Origin of the sequence: Pseudomonas chlororaphis, from assembly GCF_001921865.1 — a bacterium.
Lineage (GTDB): Bacteria > Pseudomonadota > Gammaproteobacteria > Pseudomonadales > Pseudomonadaceae > Aquipseudomonas > Aquipseudomonas chlororaphis_D.
In genome coordinates this window covers 23,120-39,708 of record NZ_MSCT01000024.1, presented here as the reverse complement: position 1 = coordinate 39,708, position 16,589 = coordinate 23,120, and the positions used below count along the sequence as shown (strand labels likewise).

16 protein-coding genes and 1 pseudogene are annotated in these 16,589 nt (G+C 62.1%); 5 read left to right on the top strand and 12 right to left on the bottom strand.

Going from position 1 to position 16,589, the window contains the following annotated elements:
* Nucleotides 1-12: 12 nt before the first annotated feature.
* The 6 genes from tssC to BTN82_RS28610 form a co-directional block, all read right to left on the bottom strand.
* On the bottom strand, nt 13-1,488 hold the full coding sequence (tssC, locus tag BTN82_RS28635) for a type VI secretion system contractile sheath large subunit (RefSeq protein ID WP_007930285.1): 1,476 nt from the start codon (nt 1,486-1,488) through the stop codon (nt 13-15).
* A 28-nt stretch (nt 1,489-1,516) separates the two neighbouring features.
* The gene (gene tssB / locus BTN82_RS28630) at nt 1,517-2,020 is read right to left on the bottom strand and encodes a type VI secretion system contractile sheath small subunit (RefSeq protein WP_075122370.1); all 504 of its coding nucleotides are present in this window, start codon (nt 2,018-2,020) and stop codon (nt 1,517-1,519) included.
* A 33-nt stretch (nt 2,021-2,053) separates the two neighbouring features.
* Nucleotides 2,054-3,610: a type VI secretion system protein TssA gene (tssA, locus tag BTN82_RS28625; protein ID WP_075122369.1), complete on the bottom strand. Its 1,557-nt coding sequence runs from the start codon at nt 3,608-3,610 to the stop codon at nt 2,054-2,056.
* A gap of 642 nt (nt 3,611-4,252) precedes the next feature.
* Nucleotides 4,253-4,528: an HU family DNA-binding protein gene (locus tag BTN82_RS28620; RefSeq protein WP_003213368.1), complete on the bottom strand. Its 276-nt coding sequence runs from the start codon at nt 4,526-4,528 to the stop codon at nt 4,253-4,255.
* A 188-nt stretch (nt 4,529-4,716) separates the two neighbouring features.
* A complete protein-coding gene (locus BTN82_RS28615; protein WP_075122368.1) occupies nt 4,717-5,865 on the bottom strand; it encodes an NAD(P)/FAD-dependent oxidoreductase in 1,149 nt (382 codons plus the stop codon).
* Between the two features lie 36 nt (nt 5,866-5,901).
* A complete protein-coding gene (locus BTN82_RS28610; protein WP_007930291.1) occupies nt 5,902-6,069 on the bottom strand; it encodes a rubredoxin in 168 nt (55 codons plus the stop codon).
* A gap of 217 nt (nt 6,070-6,286) precedes the next feature.
* Here BTN82_RS28610 and BTN82_RS28605 point away from each other — a divergent pair, with 217 nt between their 5' ends.
* Together BTN82_RS28605 and ubiA are read left to right on the top strand one after the other, a co-directional pair.
* A complete protein-coding gene (locus tag BTN82_RS28605) occupies nt 6,287-6,850 on the top strand; it encodes a chorismate--pyruvate lyase family protein (protein ID WP_075122367.1) in 564 nt (187 codons plus the stop codon).
* A complete protein-coding gene (gene ubiA, locus BTN82_RS28600; protein WP_075122366.1) occupies nt 6,850-7,740 on the top strand; it encodes a 4-hydroxybenzoate octaprenyltransferase in 891 nt (296 codons plus the stop codon). Before BTN82_RS28605 ends, ubiA begins: the two co-directional genes overlap by 1 nt.
* A gap of 60 nt (nt 7,741-7,800) precedes the next feature.
* Here ubiA and BTN82_RS28595 read toward each other — a convergent pair whose 3' ends face one another.
* The gene (locus BTN82_RS28595; RefSeq protein ID WP_075122365.1) at nt 7,801-8,184 is read right to left on the bottom strand and encodes a hypothetical protein; all 384 of its coding nucleotides are present in this window, start codon (nt 8,182-8,184) and stop codon (nt 7,801-7,803) included.
* A 151-nt stretch (nt 8,185-8,335) separates the two neighbouring features.
* Here BTN82_RS28595 and phoB point away from each other — a divergent pair, with 151 nt between their 5' ends.
* The 3 genes from phoB to BTN82_RS28580 all read left to right on the top strand — a co-directional run bounded on the left by phoB (nt 8,336) and on the right by BTN82_RS28580 (nt 11,855).
* A complete protein-coding gene (phoB, locus tag BTN82_RS28590; RefSeq protein WP_007896474.1) occupies nt 8,336-9,025 on the top strand; it encodes a phosphate regulon transcriptional regulator PhoB in 690 nt (229 codons plus the stop codon).
* A 79-nt stretch (nt 9,026-9,104) separates the two neighbouring features.
* Complete coding sequence (gene phoR, locus BTN82_RS28585) at nt 9,105-10,397, top strand: phosphate regulon sensor histidine kinase PhoR (RefSeq protein WP_261793035.1); 1,293 nt, start codon at nt 9,105-9,107, stop codon at nt 10,395-10,397.
* A 117-nt stretch (nt 10,398-10,514) separates the two neighbouring features.
* A complete protein-coding gene (locus BTN82_RS28580) occupies nt 10,515-11,855 on the top strand; it encodes a hemolysin family protein (RefSeq protein WP_075122363.1) in 1,341 nt (446 codons plus the stop codon).
* Nucleotides 11,856-12,035: 180 nt separating this feature from the next.
* Here the strand turns inward: BTN82_RS28580 and BTN82_RS28575 are convergent, their stop codons facing one another.
* From BTN82_RS28575 to phoU, 5 genes and pseudogenes are all read right to left on the bottom strand, one after another.
* Nucleotides 12,036-12,932 (bottom strand): peptidoglycan DD-metalloendopeptidase family protein, encoded by an 897-nt coding sequence (locus tag BTN82_RS28575; protein ID WP_075122362.1) that lies wholly within the window; start codon nt 12,930-12,932, stop codon nt 12,036-12,038.
* Between the two features lie 62 nt (nt 12,933-12,994).
* A complete protein-coding gene (locus BTN82_RS28570; RefSeq protein WP_075122361.1) occupies nt 12,995-13,309 on the bottom strand; it encodes a helix-turn-helix domain-containing protein in 315 nt (104 codons plus the stop codon).
* 7 nt (nt 13,310-13,316) lie between these two features.
* Nucleotides 13,317-13,637 (bottom strand): annotated as a pseudogene (locus BTN82_RS28565) (type II toxin-antitoxin system RelE/ParE family toxin); the annotation flags it as partial.
* A gap of 1,003 nt (nt 13,638-14,640) precedes the next feature.
* Nucleotides 14,641-15,603: a response regulator gene (locus BTN82_RS28560; RefSeq protein ID WP_075122360.1), complete on the bottom strand. Its 963-nt coding sequence runs from the start codon at nt 15,601-15,603 to the stop codon at nt 14,641-14,643.
* 167 nt (nt 15,604-15,770) lie between these two features.
* Nucleotides 15,771-16,532: a phosphate signaling complex protein PhoU gene (gene phoU / locus BTN82_RS28555; protein WP_007928528.1), complete on the bottom strand. Its 762-nt coding sequence runs from the start codon at nt 16,530-16,532 to the stop codon at nt 15,771-15,773.
* Nucleotides 16,533-16,589: the final 57 nt, after the last annotated feature.

Below are 16,589 nucleotides of genomic sequence, written 5' to 3'. Positions count from 1 at the left end.
CCTTGCTCCTGGTTACTCTTTGTCCAGCTTGCCTACCAGCGACAGGGTGAAATCAGCACCCATGTATTTGAAGTGCGGGCGCACGTTCAGGCTGACGCGATACCAGCCCGGCTCGCCTTCCACATCGCTGACGATGATCTGCGCGGCGCGCAGCGGACGACGGCCACGGACTTCGGCGCTCGGGTTTTCCTGGTCGGCGACGTACTGGCGGATCCACTTGTTGAGTTCCAGCTCGAGGTCGGTACGCTCTTTCCACGAACCGAGTTGCTCGCGCTGCAGCACCTTCAGGTAGTGAGCCAGGCGGTTGACGATCATCATGTACGGCAGCTGGGTGCCGAGCTTGTAGTTCAGCTCCGCGGCCTTGCCTTCGGCGCTGATGCCGAAGAACTTCGGCTTCTGCACCGAGCTCGCGGAGAAGAACGCCGCGTTGTCGCTGCCTTTGCGCATGGTCAGGGAGATGAAACCTTCCTCGGCCAGTTCGTATTCACGACGGTCGCTGACCAGTACTTCGGTCGGGATCTTGGTTTCGATTTCGCCCATGCTTTCGAAGTGGTGCAGCGGCAGGTCTTCCACCGCTCCGCCGCTCTGCGGGCCGATGATGTTCGGGCACCAGCGGAACTTGGCAAAACTGTCGGTCAGCTTGGTGCCGAACGCGTAGGCCGTGTTGCCCCACAGGTAGTGCTCGTGGCTGTTGGCCACGGTTTCCTTGTAGACGAAGGATTTGACCGGGTTCTCTTCCGGATCGTACGGGTTGCGCAGCAGGAAGCGCGGTACGGTCAGGCCGATGTAGCGCGAGTCTTCCGACTGGCGGAAGCTTTGCCATTTGGCGAATTGCGGGCCTTCGAAGTGATCTTTCAGGTCCTTCAGGTCCGGCAGGCCAGTGAAGCTTTCCAGGCCGAAGAACTTCGGACCGGCCGCGGCAATGAACGGCGCGTGGGACATGCAGGCCACGCTGGACACGTATTGCATCAGTTTCACGTCCGGCGAGCTTGGCGACATGAAATAGTTGGCGATGATCGCGCCCACCGGCTGGCCACCGAACTGGCCGTATTCGGCGGTGTAGATGTGCTTGTACAGGCCGGCCTGCATCACTTCCGGCGAATCTTCGAAGTCGTCCAGCAGGTCCTGCTTGGAGACGTTGAGGATTTCGATCTTGATGTTTTCGCGGAAGTTGGTGCGATCGACCAGCAGTTGCAGGCCGCGCCAGGCCGATTCCAGAGACTGGAAATCTTCGTGGTGGAGGATCTCGTCCATCTGGCGGCTGAGCTTGGCATCGATCTCGGCGATCATGCGGTCGACCATGGCCTTCTTGACCGGCTCACCGTCGTTCTGCGGCTTGAGCAGCTCTTCGATGAAGGCCGACACGCCGCGCTTGGCGATGTCGTAGGCTTCGTCGTCCGGGGTCAGGCGGGTTTCGGCGATGATGCTGTCGAGAATGCTGTATTCGCCGTTCTCGTTGCTTTTCTGTTGGGCTGCACTGGTGCTCATGGTGTTGGCTTCCTTGACTGATGGGGGCTCAGGCTTCCGGGGCTGCGGCGTTCAGGCCCAGCTCGCCGAGTACGCGACCGCGGGATTCGTCGTCGGCGAGTACGCCTTCAATGGCTTTGCGGAATGCCGGGGCGTTGCCCAGCGGGCCCTTGAGGGCCACCAGCGCGTCGCGCAGTTCCATCAGTTTTTTCAGCTCAGGCACTTGCTCGACCAGGCTGGCCGGGTTGAAGTCCTTCATCGAGTTGACGCGCAGCTTGACCGCCAGCTCTTCGGTGTCGCCCTCTTCCTGAAGACGGTTAGGCACGCTCAGCGTCAGGCTCAGCTCCTGCTTGGCCAGCACTTCGTCGAAGGTCATTTTGTCGATGCTGATCGGCTTGCGGTCTTCCACTTTGCGCTCGTCCACGCGCTGGGTGTAATCACCGATTGCCAGTAGCTTCAACGGCAGTTCAATCTCTTCCTGAGCACCGCCGGTGGCGGGTTTGAAGGTGACGTTGATGCGTTCCTTGGGGGCTACCGAGCCTTCTTTGGCCATGGCTTTTCTCCTTGCGGTTGTTGGCCCTGGGGCCTATTCGAGTACCACTTCGAGGTCGAGGTGGCACAGCCTGCGATAAATCTCTTCCTTGCGTTCTCGCACGGCGTGGTTCTGCGGCAACAACTCACAGCTGCTATGCAGGAGGTGCAGCACTTCCAACGCCAGATCCGGCTCCCAGGCATGCAAGCCTGAGTTCTGTAATTCTTGATCGAGGGTTTCCAGCTGGGTCTTGGCCAGCTCGTACTTCTTGGCCATGAAGCACAGCCGCGCCAGGCTGAACTGCCAGAAAAACCGCACGCGCCCGCCATGGGCGCTCTGCAGGCCTTGCTTGAGGACCTGCACGGCCGCCTTGAGGCCGTCCTTGCGCAAGATCGGCAACACCTCTTCGAGGGCTTCTTCCCAGGCCGGCTGGCTGGCGCTGGCCTCGACCTTGCGCGGCGCGCTGGCGCTTTGCAGGTGCGGCATGACGTTGGCGCTGATCCAGCTGCGGGTGGCCGGGTCGGCGAACGGCGCGCCGTCGTGGAAGCGCAACTCGACCACGCCCGGCAGGCGTTGCAGCAACAGCGCGAAGTGAAACTCCACCTCGCGCATCGCCTGGTCGGCGTTCAGCCCCTGCAGGCACTCCCACACCATGCGCTGGCCGTCGAACCAGAACGGTGCCCTGGCCAGGCTGGCCTCGAGCTCCACCAAGAGGTCGGCGTATTGCCCGTTGGCGTAACGTTCCTGATAGGTCTTGAGCTTGTCTGGCGGCAGCCCGCGCAGCGCGGTGACCTGCTCGGCATTGCGCTCGGGAACGGCATCGATCGGCAGCCACAGCATGGTGCGGTTCAAGCGCAGGGCGCGCACATCGGTGGCCTTCTGCTTGAGCCACCAGGCGCCCAGCGGGCGGGCGCTTTCCTGCAACGCGCGCAGGGCCTTCTGCGCTTCCTTCTCGTTATCGATAGGCGCGCCAGGGGTGAACAACTGGGTCGCGGCCTGCTTGACCTGCGCCACCACCGTGCCGACGGCACCGGGTTCCGGCTGGTTGTCGGCGGCGCGCTGGACCATGGTCGACAAGCGCCGGCAGATCGGCAGCAGCAAGGGCGCATCGTCGCCCAAGTGCTCGGTGAGCACGGCGTCGAGCCCTTCCAGGTGCTCCACCAGGCGGCGGAACAGCGGCAGTTGCTCCTTGATCGCGACGTTTTCGCTCAGCACTTGTTCGAGACGCGGCACCAGCCAGCCGATGGCGGCGGCCCGGGTACGCAATTTGGCGGGGTGCAGTTGCGCCCAGTGTTGCTCGCACAGGTGCTGCAAAAGACCAAAGCCGGCCAGCAGGCCGGAGAAGGATTCGCGCTGGTACAAGGCCCAGGTGAGCCAGGCCGCTACCCGTAGATCCTTGGATTGGGTACGCAGCAGCGCTTCGCTGTTTTCGAGGATTTTCAGCCAGTCGATCTGACCGCTTTCGTGCATGGATTGGGCTTTGCCCAGCTCGCTTTCCAGCGCCTCGTATTCGCTGGAGAAGCGAACGTCCTCGCCCGCAAAACTCTCTTTGGAAATAGAGACTTTAGCGAGGTCGAGGTAATGGGCAGAAAGTTTGCTTGAGTAGGACATCCATGGCCTTTTTTGAGATTACGGTCTATACGCACGCGAGACTTGCCACGTGCCGGGGACAGTATCAAAGAGCATTTGTTGCTACTCATCCAATTGAGTCTTGCTCTTTCAAGAGCGCGCATCGTAATCAGTATGATGGCCACTAGCAAGCATCGACTCAGACAACAAGACGAACTGTCATCCGTTATTCGTAAGAGATCGCCCTATATATGACAGGGGTTCCCCCTAGATAACCAGTTGAATCCCTAGTTCAACCAGAAACGCCGAAAGCCCTGAGCCAGAGCCTTGCGCGATATAAACCAGAGGTAGCCCCAATGAATAATGGGCAATGTCCCCACAGAGTCGAAAACTGCCGGATACGGCAATAATGATAATTCTGAACTTTTATAAAAATCTCGATCAGAGAAAGCCACATGAAACTTCAGAAAGTGCCACTAATATGATGGCACCACTGATAGTAGTTTGCCACTAACGCAAGTTGTGTGTTTTTTGAACAGCCACGTCGCAGTTCTACGACACGTGTCTTATGCATTCCCGATTTTTATATGCCTAATAGGCATCCATAAAAAATGGGCATCCGAATTATTCGGCCTGCCCATTTTTCAATACGTTTCTCCCCGTTATCCAGGGAGTTCGCAACTGTTATGGATTGACGCTGTCTTTCAGCGATTTGCCTGGCTTGAAGGCTACGGTGTTGCTGGCCTTGATCTTCACCGGCTCGCCGGTTTGCGGATTCTTGCCGGTACGGGCTCCACGGTGGCGCTGCAGGAAGGTTCCGAACCCTACCAGGGTGACACTGTCTTTGCGGTGCAGGGCGCCGGTGATTTCTTCGAGAACGGCGTTGAGAACGCGGTTGGCCTGTTCTTTGGTCAGGTCCGCTTTTTCAGCGATTGCAGCGGCGAGTTCTGGTTTACGCATAGTGAAGCCTCTTTGACGGTTTTTTGTTGTTATGTCCGTGCTGTTCTTCCGGAACAGCGCCCAAGGCGCCGCAGGCTCTACTCTGCGGCAGACGGGTGTGAGGATGGCACGCGGTTTGGAGAGGCGCCAGTCTCCGCGCGACCTTTGTAGTGGCAAACACGCGATTATTCCGACAGAACGACCAGTATTTAAGCCAACAAGCCGGGAAGCTCCTTATTCAGGGCCAATTTCTCCATGACCGCGGTACCGGTCAGGGCGTAACCCAGCAGCCGGCCGCTGGCATCGCGACACAGGGCCTTGATGTCCGCGCCCTGCCCCTCCACCGTCCACGAGCCCTCCAGGCCCCGTGGTGGCGGCGAAACCACCAGTGGGCAGACTGGGGTTTTCACGGTGATCGGCATCGCGCCGTAGCTGACCTCCGTCGGCGTGCCGGCCAGGGTCTGTGCCAGCGCTCGCGCACAGCTCATCAGGGGCATGACGTACAGCAGATTCAGCCCGTCGACTTCGGCGCAGTCGCCCAGGGCGTAGATATTGGCGTGGGACGTCTTGAGATGGCGGTCCACCACCACGCCGCGATTGACCAGCAGCCCCGCGGCCGCGGCCAGGTCGATGCGCGGACGCAGGCCGATCGCCGACACCACCAGATCGCAGGGAATGGTCTGGCCGTCGGACAGATGGGCCTCAAGGCCCTCGGCCGTGCGCTGCAGGCGATTGAGCACCGGCCCCAGGTGGAAACGCGCCCCCAGGCTTTCCAGCCCGGCCTGCACCGCGGCGGCGGCCGCAGGGTGCAGCAGTGTCGGCATGACTTGCTCGCACGGGGCCACCAGGTCCACCTCATAGCCGCCGAGGATCAGGTCGTTGGCGAACTCGCAGCCGATCAGGCCGGCGCCCAGCAGCAGCACCCGACGCTTGCCGGCAGCGGCTGCACGAAAGCGTGCGTAGTCTTCCAGGTCGTTGATCGGGAAAATCAGCTCGCCGGCATCGCCCTGCACCGGCACACGCACGGTTTCCGCGCCCCAGGCCAGGATCAGGTCACGATAATTCAGCGCTTCTTCGCCGATCCACAGCCGTTTGTGGCCCGGGTCGATGCCGCTGATGCGGGTATGGGTACGCACCTCGGCCTTCAGTTGCTCGGCCATGGCCCCCGGCTCGGCCATGCTCAGGCCGTCGGCTTCCTTGTTCTTGCCAAAGCCGGTGGACAGCATCGGCTTGGAGTAGGAACGCCCGTCATCCGCGGTGATCAGCAGCAGGGGCGTTTCGCTATCAAGCTTGCGAAACTCCCGGGCCAGGTTGTAGCCGGCCAGGCCGGTTCCCACGATTACGACAGGCGCACTCATTCATCACTCCTTCACTTTGGGGATCACCGAGGGTGATCAGCCGATTTCGATCATCTCGAAATCCATTTTGCCGACGCCGCAATCCGGGCAGAGCCAGTCTTCAGGCACATCTTCCCAGCGGGTACCCGGCAGGATTCCGTCGTCCGGCCAGCCGTCGGCTTCGTTGTAGATCAGTCCGCAGACCACACATTGCCACTTTTTCATTTACGCATTTCCTCGGATTCTCAGGCTGTTGCCGGCGGGATGGTCGATGAATCGACTCTGCTCGACGCCAGAAAGGCGTGTCCGGCCCAGCGCGTTTTGTACTGATGAGCACCGGCGGATGCAAGCACGTTCGCCGCGGACAGCCGCGGCGTTGCCGCAAAATCGCCTGGCGCCATGGTAAGCTCGCGGCCTCATTTGCTGCCAATAACGACCCACCGTGCCGCACTCAATGCCTCCATTTTCTACCCCGGACTGGCTCTCGCAAAGCCGGCTGATGCCCCTCCCCGCCCCGCAAATCCTCGACTGGCTGTTCGATGAAGGCTCGTTGACCCGGCGCTTGACCCACCTCAGCGACGACAGCTTCAGCATTACCCCGTTGCTCGAAGGCTGGCAGACCTTGCGCGACGACGAATGTGCCGCGCTGGACCTGCCCCCGGCGAGCCAGGGCTGGGTCCGCGAGACCTACCTGCGCGGTCGCGGCCAGGCCTGGGTGTTCGCCCGCAGCGTGGCGGCCCGCAGCGCCCTGGAACACGGCGGGTTGAACCTGGACGAGTTGGGCAGCCGCTCCCTGGGCGAACTGCTGTTCTGCGACCAGGCCTTTGCGCGACGCCCCATCGAGGTCTGCCACTACCCTCGTCACTGGCTACCCGCCGCGGTGCAGGCCGACGACCTCTGGGCCCGACGCTCGCGCTTCGATCGCGGGACGCTGAGCGTGCTGGTCGCCGAAATCTTCCTGCCGACCCTATGGAGCGCCGCCAGCGTCCCGCCGGAGAATCGCTGATGTATCAGAGCCTGCTCAAATCCCTGAACCGCCTGCACCCGCGCGCCTGGGACTTTATCCAGCTGACCCGCATAGACAAGCCGATCGGCATCTACCTGCTGCTCTGGCCGACCCTCTGGGCCTTGTGGATCGCCGGCAAAGGCTCGCCGTCGCTGGCCAATATCGCGATCTTCGTCCTCGGCGTGATCCTCACCCGGGCCGGCGGCTGCGTGATCAACGACTGGGCCGACCGCAAGGTCGACGGCCATGTGAAGCGCACCGAGCATCGTCCGCTGGCCAGCGGCAAGATCACGTCCCGGGAAGCGCTGGTGTTCTTTGTGGCGCTGATGTTCATCAGCTTCCTGCTGGTGCTGTGCACCAACGCGGCCACCATCTGGCTGTCGCTGGGCGGCCTGGCGCTGGCGGCCACCTATCCGTTCATGAAGCGCTACACCTACTACCCGCAAGTGGTGCTGGGGGCCGCGTTCTCCTGGGGCATTCCGATGGCCTTCACCGCCGAAACCGGCGAGTTGCCGGCCGTCGCCTGGCTGCTGTTCATCGCCAACGTGCTGTGGACCGTGGGCTACGACACCTATTACGCGATGACCGACCGCGACGACGACCTGAAGATCGGGGTGAAATCCACCGCGATCCTGTTTGGCGACGCCGACCGGATCATCATTCTGAGCTTGCAGGGGTTGGCGCTGGGCTGCCTGCTGCTGGCGGGCGCGCGCTTCGAGCTGGGCCTGTGGTTCCACCTCAGCCTGGTGGTGGCGGCCGGGTGTTTTGCCTGGGAGTTCCACTACACCCGCGATCGCGACCGGCTGAAGTGCTTCAAGGCCTTCTTGCATAACCACTGGGCGGGGCTGGCGATCTTTATCGGGATTGTCCTGGATTACGCGTTGCGCTGAGGAGCGCTATCGCGAACAAGCTCGCCCCGACAGGGGAGCGAGCTTATTCGCGATCAACGGTCAGTCGGGCTTGGCGACCTTCCAGGCGCCTTCCATCTTGCCGTCGCCGGTCATGTCGCCGGCTTTCTTGTCCATCACGAAGGTGTACAGCGGCTTGCCGTCATAGGCCCATTGCATGGAGCCGTCGTCGCGGGTGACGACCGTCCACTCGCCCATGGATTTGTCGCCGCTGGCGGCCTTCAGCGGCGGCCAGTTGGCGGCACACTTGTCGTTACACATCGACTTGCCGCCGGCATCCTTGGCAAAGGTGTACAAGGTCATGCCCTGGTGATCGACGAACATGCCGTCTTTGGTCATCGCCGGTTCCGCGGCGAACGCCAGCCCCGGCAAAGCCAGCGCGGCGCTCAGCAACAGGGCTTTCCAGGATTGCGTCAGTTGAGTCATGGAAACCTTCTTTGGTGGTTGTCAGGATTCGGACCCAAAGCTTAGTCCACGAATGCGGCACTCGCCGCAGCACCTAAAATACTGTCACACGACTGCAATAATTCCGTTATCTAATGCGGCGCAAGACAGTTAAATGACAAGAGGATTAAGCATGGTTGGCAGGAGCATTCTGATCGTTGACGACGAAGCGCCTATTCGCGAAATGATCGCCGTTGCGTTGGAAATGGCCGGCTACGACTGCCTGGAGGCGGAGAACTCCCAGCAGGCCCATGCCATCATCGTCGACCGCAAGCCGGACCTGATCCTGCTCGACTGGATGCTGCCCGGCACCTCCGGCATCGAGCTGGCCCGCCGCCTGAAACGCGACGAACTGACCGGCGACATCCCGATCATCATGCTCACCGCCAAGGGCGAAGAGGACAACAAGATCCAGGGCCTGGAAGTCGGCGCCGACGACTACATCACCAAGCCGTTCTCCCCTCGCGAACTGGTCGCGCGCCTGAAAGCCGTGCTGCGCCGCGCCGGCCCGACCGACGGCGAAGCGCCGATCGAAGTCGGCGGCCTGCTGCTGGACCCGATCAGCCACCGCGTGACCATCGACGGCAAACCGGCCGAGATGGGCCCGACCGAATACCGCCTGCTGCAATTCTTCATGACCCACCAGGAGCGCGCCTACACCCGCGGCCAGTTGCTGGATCAGGTCTGGGGCGGCAACGTCTATGTCGAAGAGCGTACCGTCGACGTGCACATCCGCCGCCTGCGCAAAGCCTTGGGCGATGCCTACGAGAATCTGGTACAAACCGTGCGCGGCACCGGCTACCGTTTTTCCACCAAGGCCTGAAGCCGGCCCTCATTCGCCAGACGCTTACAAGGACGCGTGTTAAGTGAACCAGAACTGGCATGGCACCCTGATTCGCCACATGCTGCTATTGGTCACCGGCTGCCTGCTGGTGGGCTTGATCAGCGGTTACTACGGCTGGAGCCTGGCCATCGGCCTGGGCATGTACCTGGCCTGGACCCTCAAGCAACTGCTGCGCCTGCACGAATGGCTGCGCCTGCACCAACCCGATGAAGCGCCGCCCGACGGCTACGGCCTGTGGGGCGAGGTGTTCGACAGCATCTATCACCTGCAACGCCGCGACCAGCGGGTGCGCGGGCGCTTGCAAGCGGTGATCGACCGGGTCCAGGAATCCACCGCGGCGTTGAAAGACGCGGTGATCATGCTCGACAGCGACGGCAACCTGGAATGGTGGAACCGCGCCGCGGAAACCCTGCTCGGCCTGAAGACCCCACAGGACAGTGGCCAGCCGGTGAGCAACCTGGTGCGCCACCCGCGCTTCAAGGAATATTTCGAGCAGGACAATTACAACGAGCCGTTGGAAATTCCCTCGCCGACCAACGACCGCGTACGCATCCAGCTGTACATCACCCGCTACGGCAACAACGAACACCTGATGCTGGTGCGCGACGTGACCCGCATCCACCAGCTGGAACAGATGCGCAAGGACTTCATCGCCAACGTCTCCCACGAACTGCGCACGCCGCTGACGGTGATCTGCGGCTACCTGGAAACCCTGCTCGACAACGTCGAGGAAGTGAACCCGCGCTGGAGCCGCGCCCTGCAACAAATGCAGCAACAGGGCGGACGCATGCAGACCCTGCTCAACGACCTGCTGCTGTTGGCCAAGCTGGAAGCCACCGATTACCCGTCGGACAACCAGCCGGTGCCGATCGACGTGCTTCTGAAGTCGATCAAGAGCGATGCCCAGGCCCTGTCCGGGGAACGCAACCAGCGCATCACCCTGGAAGCCGATGGGCAAATCCAGCTCAAGGGCAGCGAGGCGGAACTGCGCAGCGCCTTTTCCAACCTGGTGTTCAACGCCGTCAAATACACCCCGGCCGAGGGCAATATCCGCATCCGCTGGTGGGGCGACGAGCAAGGGGCGCACCTGAGCGTGCAGGACTCGGGGATCGGCATCGACAACAAACACCTGCCGCGCCTGACCGAACGCTTCTACCGGGTGGACTCCAGCCGCAACTCCAACACCGGTGGCACCGGCCTGGGCCTGGCCATCGTCAAGCATGTGCTGCTGCGCCATCGGGCGCGCCTGGAGATCAGCAGCGTGCCGGGCCATGGCAGTACCTTCACCTGCCATTTCGCCCCGGCCCAGGTGAAGAAATTCCGCGCCGACACCCTGACCGACCAGCGGTGACAGCCACGCGCCACTAGGCAATCGCCCTGCCAGCCGCTACATTGGCTGGCTTGCGCCGGCCATTCTGGCCGCGTACTTCTCTCTTTTTCGCATACACGGAACCCGCAAAACTCCATCATGGACCCTTCCCCTGGTATTACCCTCGCGTCTCTTTTCGCCGACTTCGGCATGATTCTTTTTGCACTGATCCTGGTTCTGCTCAACGGCTTCTTCGTTGCCGCCGAGTTCGCCATGGTCAAACTGCGCTCGACCCGGGTCGAGGCCATCGCCCATAAGAACGGCTGGCGCGGGCAGATCCTGCGCACCGTGCACAGCCAGCTGGATGCCTACCTTTCCGCGTGCCAGCTGGGTATCACCCTGGCCTCCCTGGGCCTGGGCTGGGTCGGCGAGCCGGCCTTCGCGCACCTGCTGGCGCCGCTGCTCAGCGCCGTGGGCGTGGACTCCCCGGAAGTGGTCAAGGGCGTGTCGTTCTTTACCGCCTTCTTCATCATTTCCTACCTGCACATCGTGGTCGGCGAGCTGGCACCCAAATCCTGGGCGATTCGCAAGCCCGAGCTGCTGTCGCTGTGGACGGCAGTGCCGCTGTACCTGTTCTACTGGCTGATGTACCCGGCGATCTACCTGCTCAACGCCAGCGCCAACACCATTTTGCGCATCGCCGGCCAGGGCGAGCCCGGCCCACACCACGAACATCACTACAGCCGCGAAGAACTGAAGCTGATCCTGCACTCCAGCCGTGGCCAGGACCCCAGCGACCAGGGCATGCGCGTACTGGCTTCGGCCGTGGAAATGGGCGAGCTGGAAGTCGTCGACTGGGCCAACTCCCGGGAAGACCTGATCAGCGTGGAGTTCAACGCGCCGCTCAAGGAGATCCTCGCCCTGTTCCGCCGCCACAAGTTCAGCCGCTACCCGGTCTACGACAGTGAACGCAACGAGTTCGTCGGCCTGCTGCACATCAAGGATCTGTTGCTGGAACTGGCGGCGCTGGACCACATTCCCGAGTCGTTCAACCTGGCCGAGCTGACCCGTCCGCTGGAGCGCGTTTCCCGGCATATGCCGCTGTCGCAGTTGCTGGAACAGTTCCGTAAAGGCGGCTCGCACTTCGCCCTGGTGGAGGAAGCCGACGGCAAGATCATCGGTTACCTGACCATGGAAGATGTGCTGGAAGTACTGGTCGGCGATATCCAGGACGAACACCGCAAGGCCGAGCGCGGCATCCTCGCCTACCAGCCCGGCAAACTGCTGGTGCGCGGCGATACCCCGCTGTTCAAGGTCGAGCGCCTGCTGGGCATCGACCTGGACCATATCGAGGCCGAAACCCTCGCCGGCCTGGTCTACGAGACCCTCAAGCGGGTGCCGGAAGAAGAAGAGGTCATGGAAGTCGAAGGCCTGCGGATCATCATCAAGAAGATGAAAGGCCCGAAAATCGTCCTGGCCAAGGTGTTGATGCTCGACTGAGCAAGGCCCGACACCGCATCGCGAGCAAGCTCGCTCCTACAGGGATCGCATCGGACGTGTAGGAGCGAGCGTGCTCGCGATCATTTCAACGCCCTCCCTGTAGCCGCCGCAGGCTGCGCAAGGCCGAAGGCCTCGGCGGTCTCAGGCCCCATGCCTGTCATAGCCAACTGGCGCCCACGGCTACTTCTTGCCCAGCGCGAAATTCGGCAGGCTGCCGATGGGCTGGTTGAACTGATAGGGAATCGACACCAGCCCCAGGCCGGTATTGCGCTGCACCACGAAGTGCAGGTGCGGGCCGCTGCTGTTGCCGGTATTGCCCGACAGCGCCAGCGGGCTGCCCACCGCCACCCGCTGGCCTTCGCGCACCGTCACCGATCCGCGCTTGAGGTGCAGGTACACGCCCATGGTGCCGTCGTCGTGGAGCACGCGCACGAAGTTGCCGGAAGGGTCGGTGCCGCGTCCGGTCTGGCTGTTTTCGGTCTTCACCACCACCCCGCCGCGCGCGGCGATGATCGGCGTGCCCTCGGGCATGGCGATGTCCATGGCGTAACGGCTCTTGGGACCGAAATGGCTGTACTGGCCGTTGGCGCCCTGGGTCAGGCGGAACGGCCCGCCACGCCAGGGCAACGGGTAACGATAGGCCTGGGCGGCCCCTGAAGGGTCGCCCAGGGAATAACGGAACTGTGGGGTATAGACCAGCGGCCTGCCGGCCTGCGTGGGCGTGAGCAGCGCCAGGCGCTGCCGGCTGCGTGCCGGCAAGACCCGACGCACCGGCTGCCGGGGCGCGCCGCTGACATTCTTCAAGCCGCTGAAGCCCAGCTCGACCTCCACCGGCGCGTACAGGTCGTTGCGCACGAAGACGCTCTCCACGCCGCGATTTTTCTGGATATCCAGGCGCACCTGGCGTTCCAGGTGCTCGACCATACGATCGCGAAACACGAACACCTGGGAGCCCGGCGACGGTCGGTCGCTATAGGACACTACTCCGTTGGCATCGGTGGACTTGTAGATGGTCATGGCCAGCGTCGAGGTGGCAACCACCCACAGGCCGCAGCAGAACAGCAGGCGTGTGAGCATGGGCAAGATTCTTGGAATAGTCCTTACGTGAGGCTAGCAGCCCGACATGGACTTTGTATGAATCAGCCCGGCACCAGAGGTTCCGTTTCCGACGGGCTGAAACTGATATCGACGCCCAGTTGCGCGGCGTCGGAAAGATTCACCAGCGCATCCAGGGAAAACTTGTTGATCTTGCCGCTGAGCACGTCGTTGAGACGCGGCTGGGTGATGTTGAGCCGCTTGGCGGCCGCCTTCTGCGAAATGCCCCAGGCCTTGACGGTCTTGCCCAGCTCCAGCATGAGCTTGGAGCGCAGGCGCATATTGGCGGCCTCCTGGGGCGAGCCCTCGAGCGCGTCCCAGACGCTGGCGAAACGCTCGGTGTGCATGTGATCGGTCATGGTGTGAACCTATCTCCTGAAGTCTGGCGCGAGCCAGCTCGATGTCTTGCGTTTCGGTTCTGCGGGTGGTCTTGCGCATGGCGTGCAGCACATAAATGGCCGCGGGCCGGCTGGCCACGTAAAACACCCGAAACGCCCCTGATTCCTCGCTGATCCTGATCTCGAACACGCCCGGCCCCACGGTTTTCATCGACCGGCAGTCATAGGGCTGCTCGCCCTGCTGCAAAAGATCCAGCTGAAAACCCGCAGCCCGTCGCGCATCCAGCGGAAAAGCCCGGAGGTCCCTGAGTGCACTCCCGACAAACACCACATCCTTGTGCCTAGGCATCGAACCTCTCCCGTTGCGAACTCAGGAGAGGTTAAACAACCCGAACGCCACAGCGCGCGATCGGGTTGTTTCAAGGCATGGCCGGGTACGAGAAAGCACAGCGACGCCAGCCACAATCTATATCCAAACAGATATAAATCAACCCGAAAACCGATGAATCAGACGCACGGCATCAAACCCCGACGCCCTCCCCCCAATGCCTTGCACTGCGCGGCCTGCAACACATCGCAGCCATCATCCAGCAACAGATACAACGCCTGGGCAACATGCCCCAAATCAGCCTCGTCAGCGTGCAAAAGCCCGCCACAGGAAAGTGTTTGCAGCAGGTTTCGCCCGGCATTCAAACGTAGGTGTAGGGATGTCACCCTGTAGCCGCTGCCGAAGGCTGCGCAAGGACCGAAGGTCCTCCGGCGATCTCAAGACCCTGCGTCCGCTGCGCGGCCGTTCGCAGCCTCACAGGCTCGGCAGCGGCTACAAATGCGCCGACCGGTAGGTCGCGCCAACGCCAGCTTTTGATCTTGATCTACCTGCCCCTTCGGCAGGCCGAGTGGAGGTGTTCATCAGGGGGATGGCGCGCAGCGCCCCTCGACGCAGTCGAGGACATCGCCGGCGGCGATGCCCCCTGAGGGACGCCGGAGGGAGGGAACCCGAGCGCAGCGAGGGCCGTACGCGGGGGCAAGCGTTTTTGCTTACTTTTTACTGGGCCGGCATTCCGGGCGTTTGTAAAAAGTGACCCGCCGTAAGGGCGAAACCCTAAGCAGCCGTTACCGCAGCAATGGATATGTACACCATCAAAAATATGCAGCGCCAGAACGGACGCCATCGCGAGCAAGCTTCGCTCCTACAGACGGTTGTCAAAAGTGACCCGCCGTAAGGGCGGAACCCTAAGTGGCCGTGACCGCAGCAATGGATATGTACACCATCAAAAATATGCAGCGCCAGAACCGACGCCATCGCGAGCAAGCTCGCTCCTACAGGGGGTAGAAGCGAGTCTGAGAAAGGCTCAAGCGCCAGGAACGAAGTGCTTTTGCGCGGTGCCGCGGGCGATCAGGCGGGAGATGTAGTCGAGCTTCTGCGCATCCTGGTCGACGAAACGGAAGGTCAGTTGCAACCACTCGCTATCCGGCTTCGGCTCGTAAGCCACTACCGCATGCAGGTAACCGTTCAGGCGCGCCACCTCGGCATTGTCGCCCTGCTCCAGATCCAGCACGGCGCTGTCCAGCACCTGCGGCAAGGTGTCGGTACGCTTCACTACCAGCAGCGCTTCCTTGATGCTCAGCGCCTTGATCACACACTGCTGGGTACCGTTGGGCAGCCGCAACTGGCCTTGACCACGCCCACCGGACGGTGCAGCCGCTGCCGGCGCCGGTGCCTTGACTGGCGGACTGTTGAGCAAACCGCGGGAAGGCGCAGGGGCCGCAGCGGGAGCCGCGACAACCGGCGGTTTGGCGAACGGGTTGACCGCCGCAGCAGCCGGCGCCGTGCCGACGACCTCCGCCTTGCCGCCGGTCAGGGCGCTCAGGGAATCGTTGCCGAAGGCCGAGTTCATCTTGGCCGGGGCGCTGTTCATCAGGGTGTCGAGCTTGCCGACCTTGTTCAGCGCCTGCTTGACCTTGGTCAGCAACTGCTCGTTGGTGAAAGGCTTGCTGACGTAGCCGGAAACGCCCGCCTGGATCGCCTGTACCACGTTCTCCTTGTCGCCCCGACTGGTGACCATGATGAACGGCATGGCTTTCATGGTTTCCTGGCCGCGGCACCAGGTCAGCAGCTCCAGGCCGGACATTTCCGGCATTTCCCAGTCGCACAGGACCAGGTCGAAGGATTCGCGGGCCAGCAGGGCCTGGGCTTTACGGCCGTTGATGGCGTCCTCGATCTTGATGCCAGGGAAGTAGTTGCGCAGACATTTCTTCACCAGGTCACGAATGAACGAAGCGTCATCCACCACCAACACACTTACCTTACTCATCGACCACCCCTTTAAAAATCCCGGCTAGCATAACGCTTTACTGATGGCACTTTGCCAAAACTCTTCAGTCACGCCGGGACTTTGCGTTCGCGGGCGCTGCTTTTCAAGTTCGATTCCCTAAACAAAAACGCCCGGCCGAAAGGGCCGGGCGCTTCTCTCGGGCAACCTTACTTATCGTCAGCTTCACCTGGAACATTAGCGCTTTCGGCGCTTGTGCCTTCAACTTCTTCCTTCATCCGCTTCAGGCCCAGATGGCGTACATCGGTGCCGCGCACCAGGTAAATCACCAGCTCGGAAATGTTGCGCGCGTGGTCGCCGATCCGCTCCAGGGAGCGCAATACCCAGATAATGCTGAGAACGCGCGAGATCGAGCGCGGATCTTCCATCATGTAGGTGGCCAGCTCGCGCAGCGCGGTCTTGTACTCGCGGTCGATGATCTTGTCGTACTGCGCCACCGACAACGCCAGGTCGGCGTCGAAACGGGCGAAGGCGTCCAGAGCGTCGCGCACCATGTTGCGCACCTGGTCGCCGATATGCCGCACTTCCACGTAACCGCGCGGGGCTTCGCCTTCTTCGCACAACTGGATGGCGCGGCGAGCGATCTTGGTCGATTCGTCGCCGATGCGCTCAAGGTCGATCACCGATTTGGAGATGCTGATGATCAGGCGCAGGTCGGAAGCCGCCGGCTGGCGACGGGCGAGGATGCGCAGGCATTCCTCGTCGATATTGCGTTCCATCTGGTTGATCTGGTCGTCGATCTCGCGCACTTGCTGGGCGAGCCCCGAATCGGCCTCGATCAGCGCGGTGACGGCGTCGTTGACTTGTTTCTCGACCAGCCCGCCCATCGCCAGGAGGTGGCTGCGCACCTCCTCGAGTTCGGCGTTGAACTGCTGGGAGATGTGATGCGTGAGGCCTTCTTTACTAATCATGTTGGCGTCCTTGGAGCGTCCGGTAAGGTGCGGCGGGCCGCAGCGTCAGTTCAGTGA

Coding starts and splice junctions, on each gene's coding strand:
- tssC (WP_007930285.1), bottom strand. CDS start 1,488: ATGAGCACCAGTGCAGCCCAACAGAAAAGCAACGAGAACGGCGAATAC.
- tssB (WP_075122370.1), bottom strand. CDS start 2,020: ATGGCCAAAGAAGGCTCGGTAGCCCCCAAGGAACGCATCAACGTCACC.
- tssA (WP_075122369.1), bottom strand. CDS start 3,610: ATGTCCTACTCAAGCAAACTTTCTGCCCATTACCTCGACCTCGCTAAA.
- BTN82_RS28620 (WP_003213368.1), bottom strand. CDS start 4,528: ATGCGTAAACCAGAACTCGCCGCTGCAATCGCTGAAAAAGCGGACCTG.
- BTN82_RS28615 (WP_075122368.1), bottom strand. CDS start 5,865: ATGAGTGCGCCTGTCGTAATCGTGGGAACCGGCCTGGCCGGCTACAAC.
- BTN82_RS28610 (WP_007930291.1), bottom strand. CDS start 6,069: ATGAAAAAGTGGCAATGTGTGGTCTGCGGACTGATCTACAACGAAGCC.
- ubiA (WP_075122366.1), top strand. CDS start 6,850: ATGTATCAGAGCCTGCTCAAATCCCTGAACCGCCTGCACCCGCGCGCC.
- BTN82_RS28595 (WP_075122365.1), bottom strand. CDS start 8,184: ATGACTCAACTGACGCAATCCTGGAAAGCCCTGTTGCTGAGCGCCGCG.
- phoB (WP_007896474.1), top strand. CDS start 8,336: ATGGTTGGCAGGAGCATTCTGATCGTTGACGACGAAGCGCCTATTCGC.
- phoR (WP_261793035.1), top strand. CDS start 9,105: ATGCTGCTATTGGTCACCGGCTGCCTGCTGGTGGGCTTGATCAGCGGT.
- BTN82_RS28580 (WP_075122363.1), top strand. CDS start 10,515: ATGGACCCTTCCCCTGGTATTACCCTCGCGTCTCTTTTCGCCGACTTC.
- BTN82_RS28575 (WP_075122362.1), bottom strand. CDS start 12,932: ATGCTCACACGCCTGCTGTTCTGCTGCGGCCTGTGGGTGGTTGCCACC.
- BTN82_RS28570 (WP_075122361.1), bottom strand. CDS start 13,309: ATGACCGATCACATGCACACCGAGCGTTTCGCCAGCGTCTGGGACGCG.
- BTN82_RS28560 (WP_075122360.1), bottom strand. CDS start 15,603: ATGAGTAAGGTAAGTGTGTTGGTGGTGGATGACGCTTCGTTCATTCGT.
- phoU (WP_007928528.1), bottom strand. CDS start 16,532: ATGATTAGTAAAGAAGGCCTCACGCATCACATCTCCCAGCAGTTCAAC.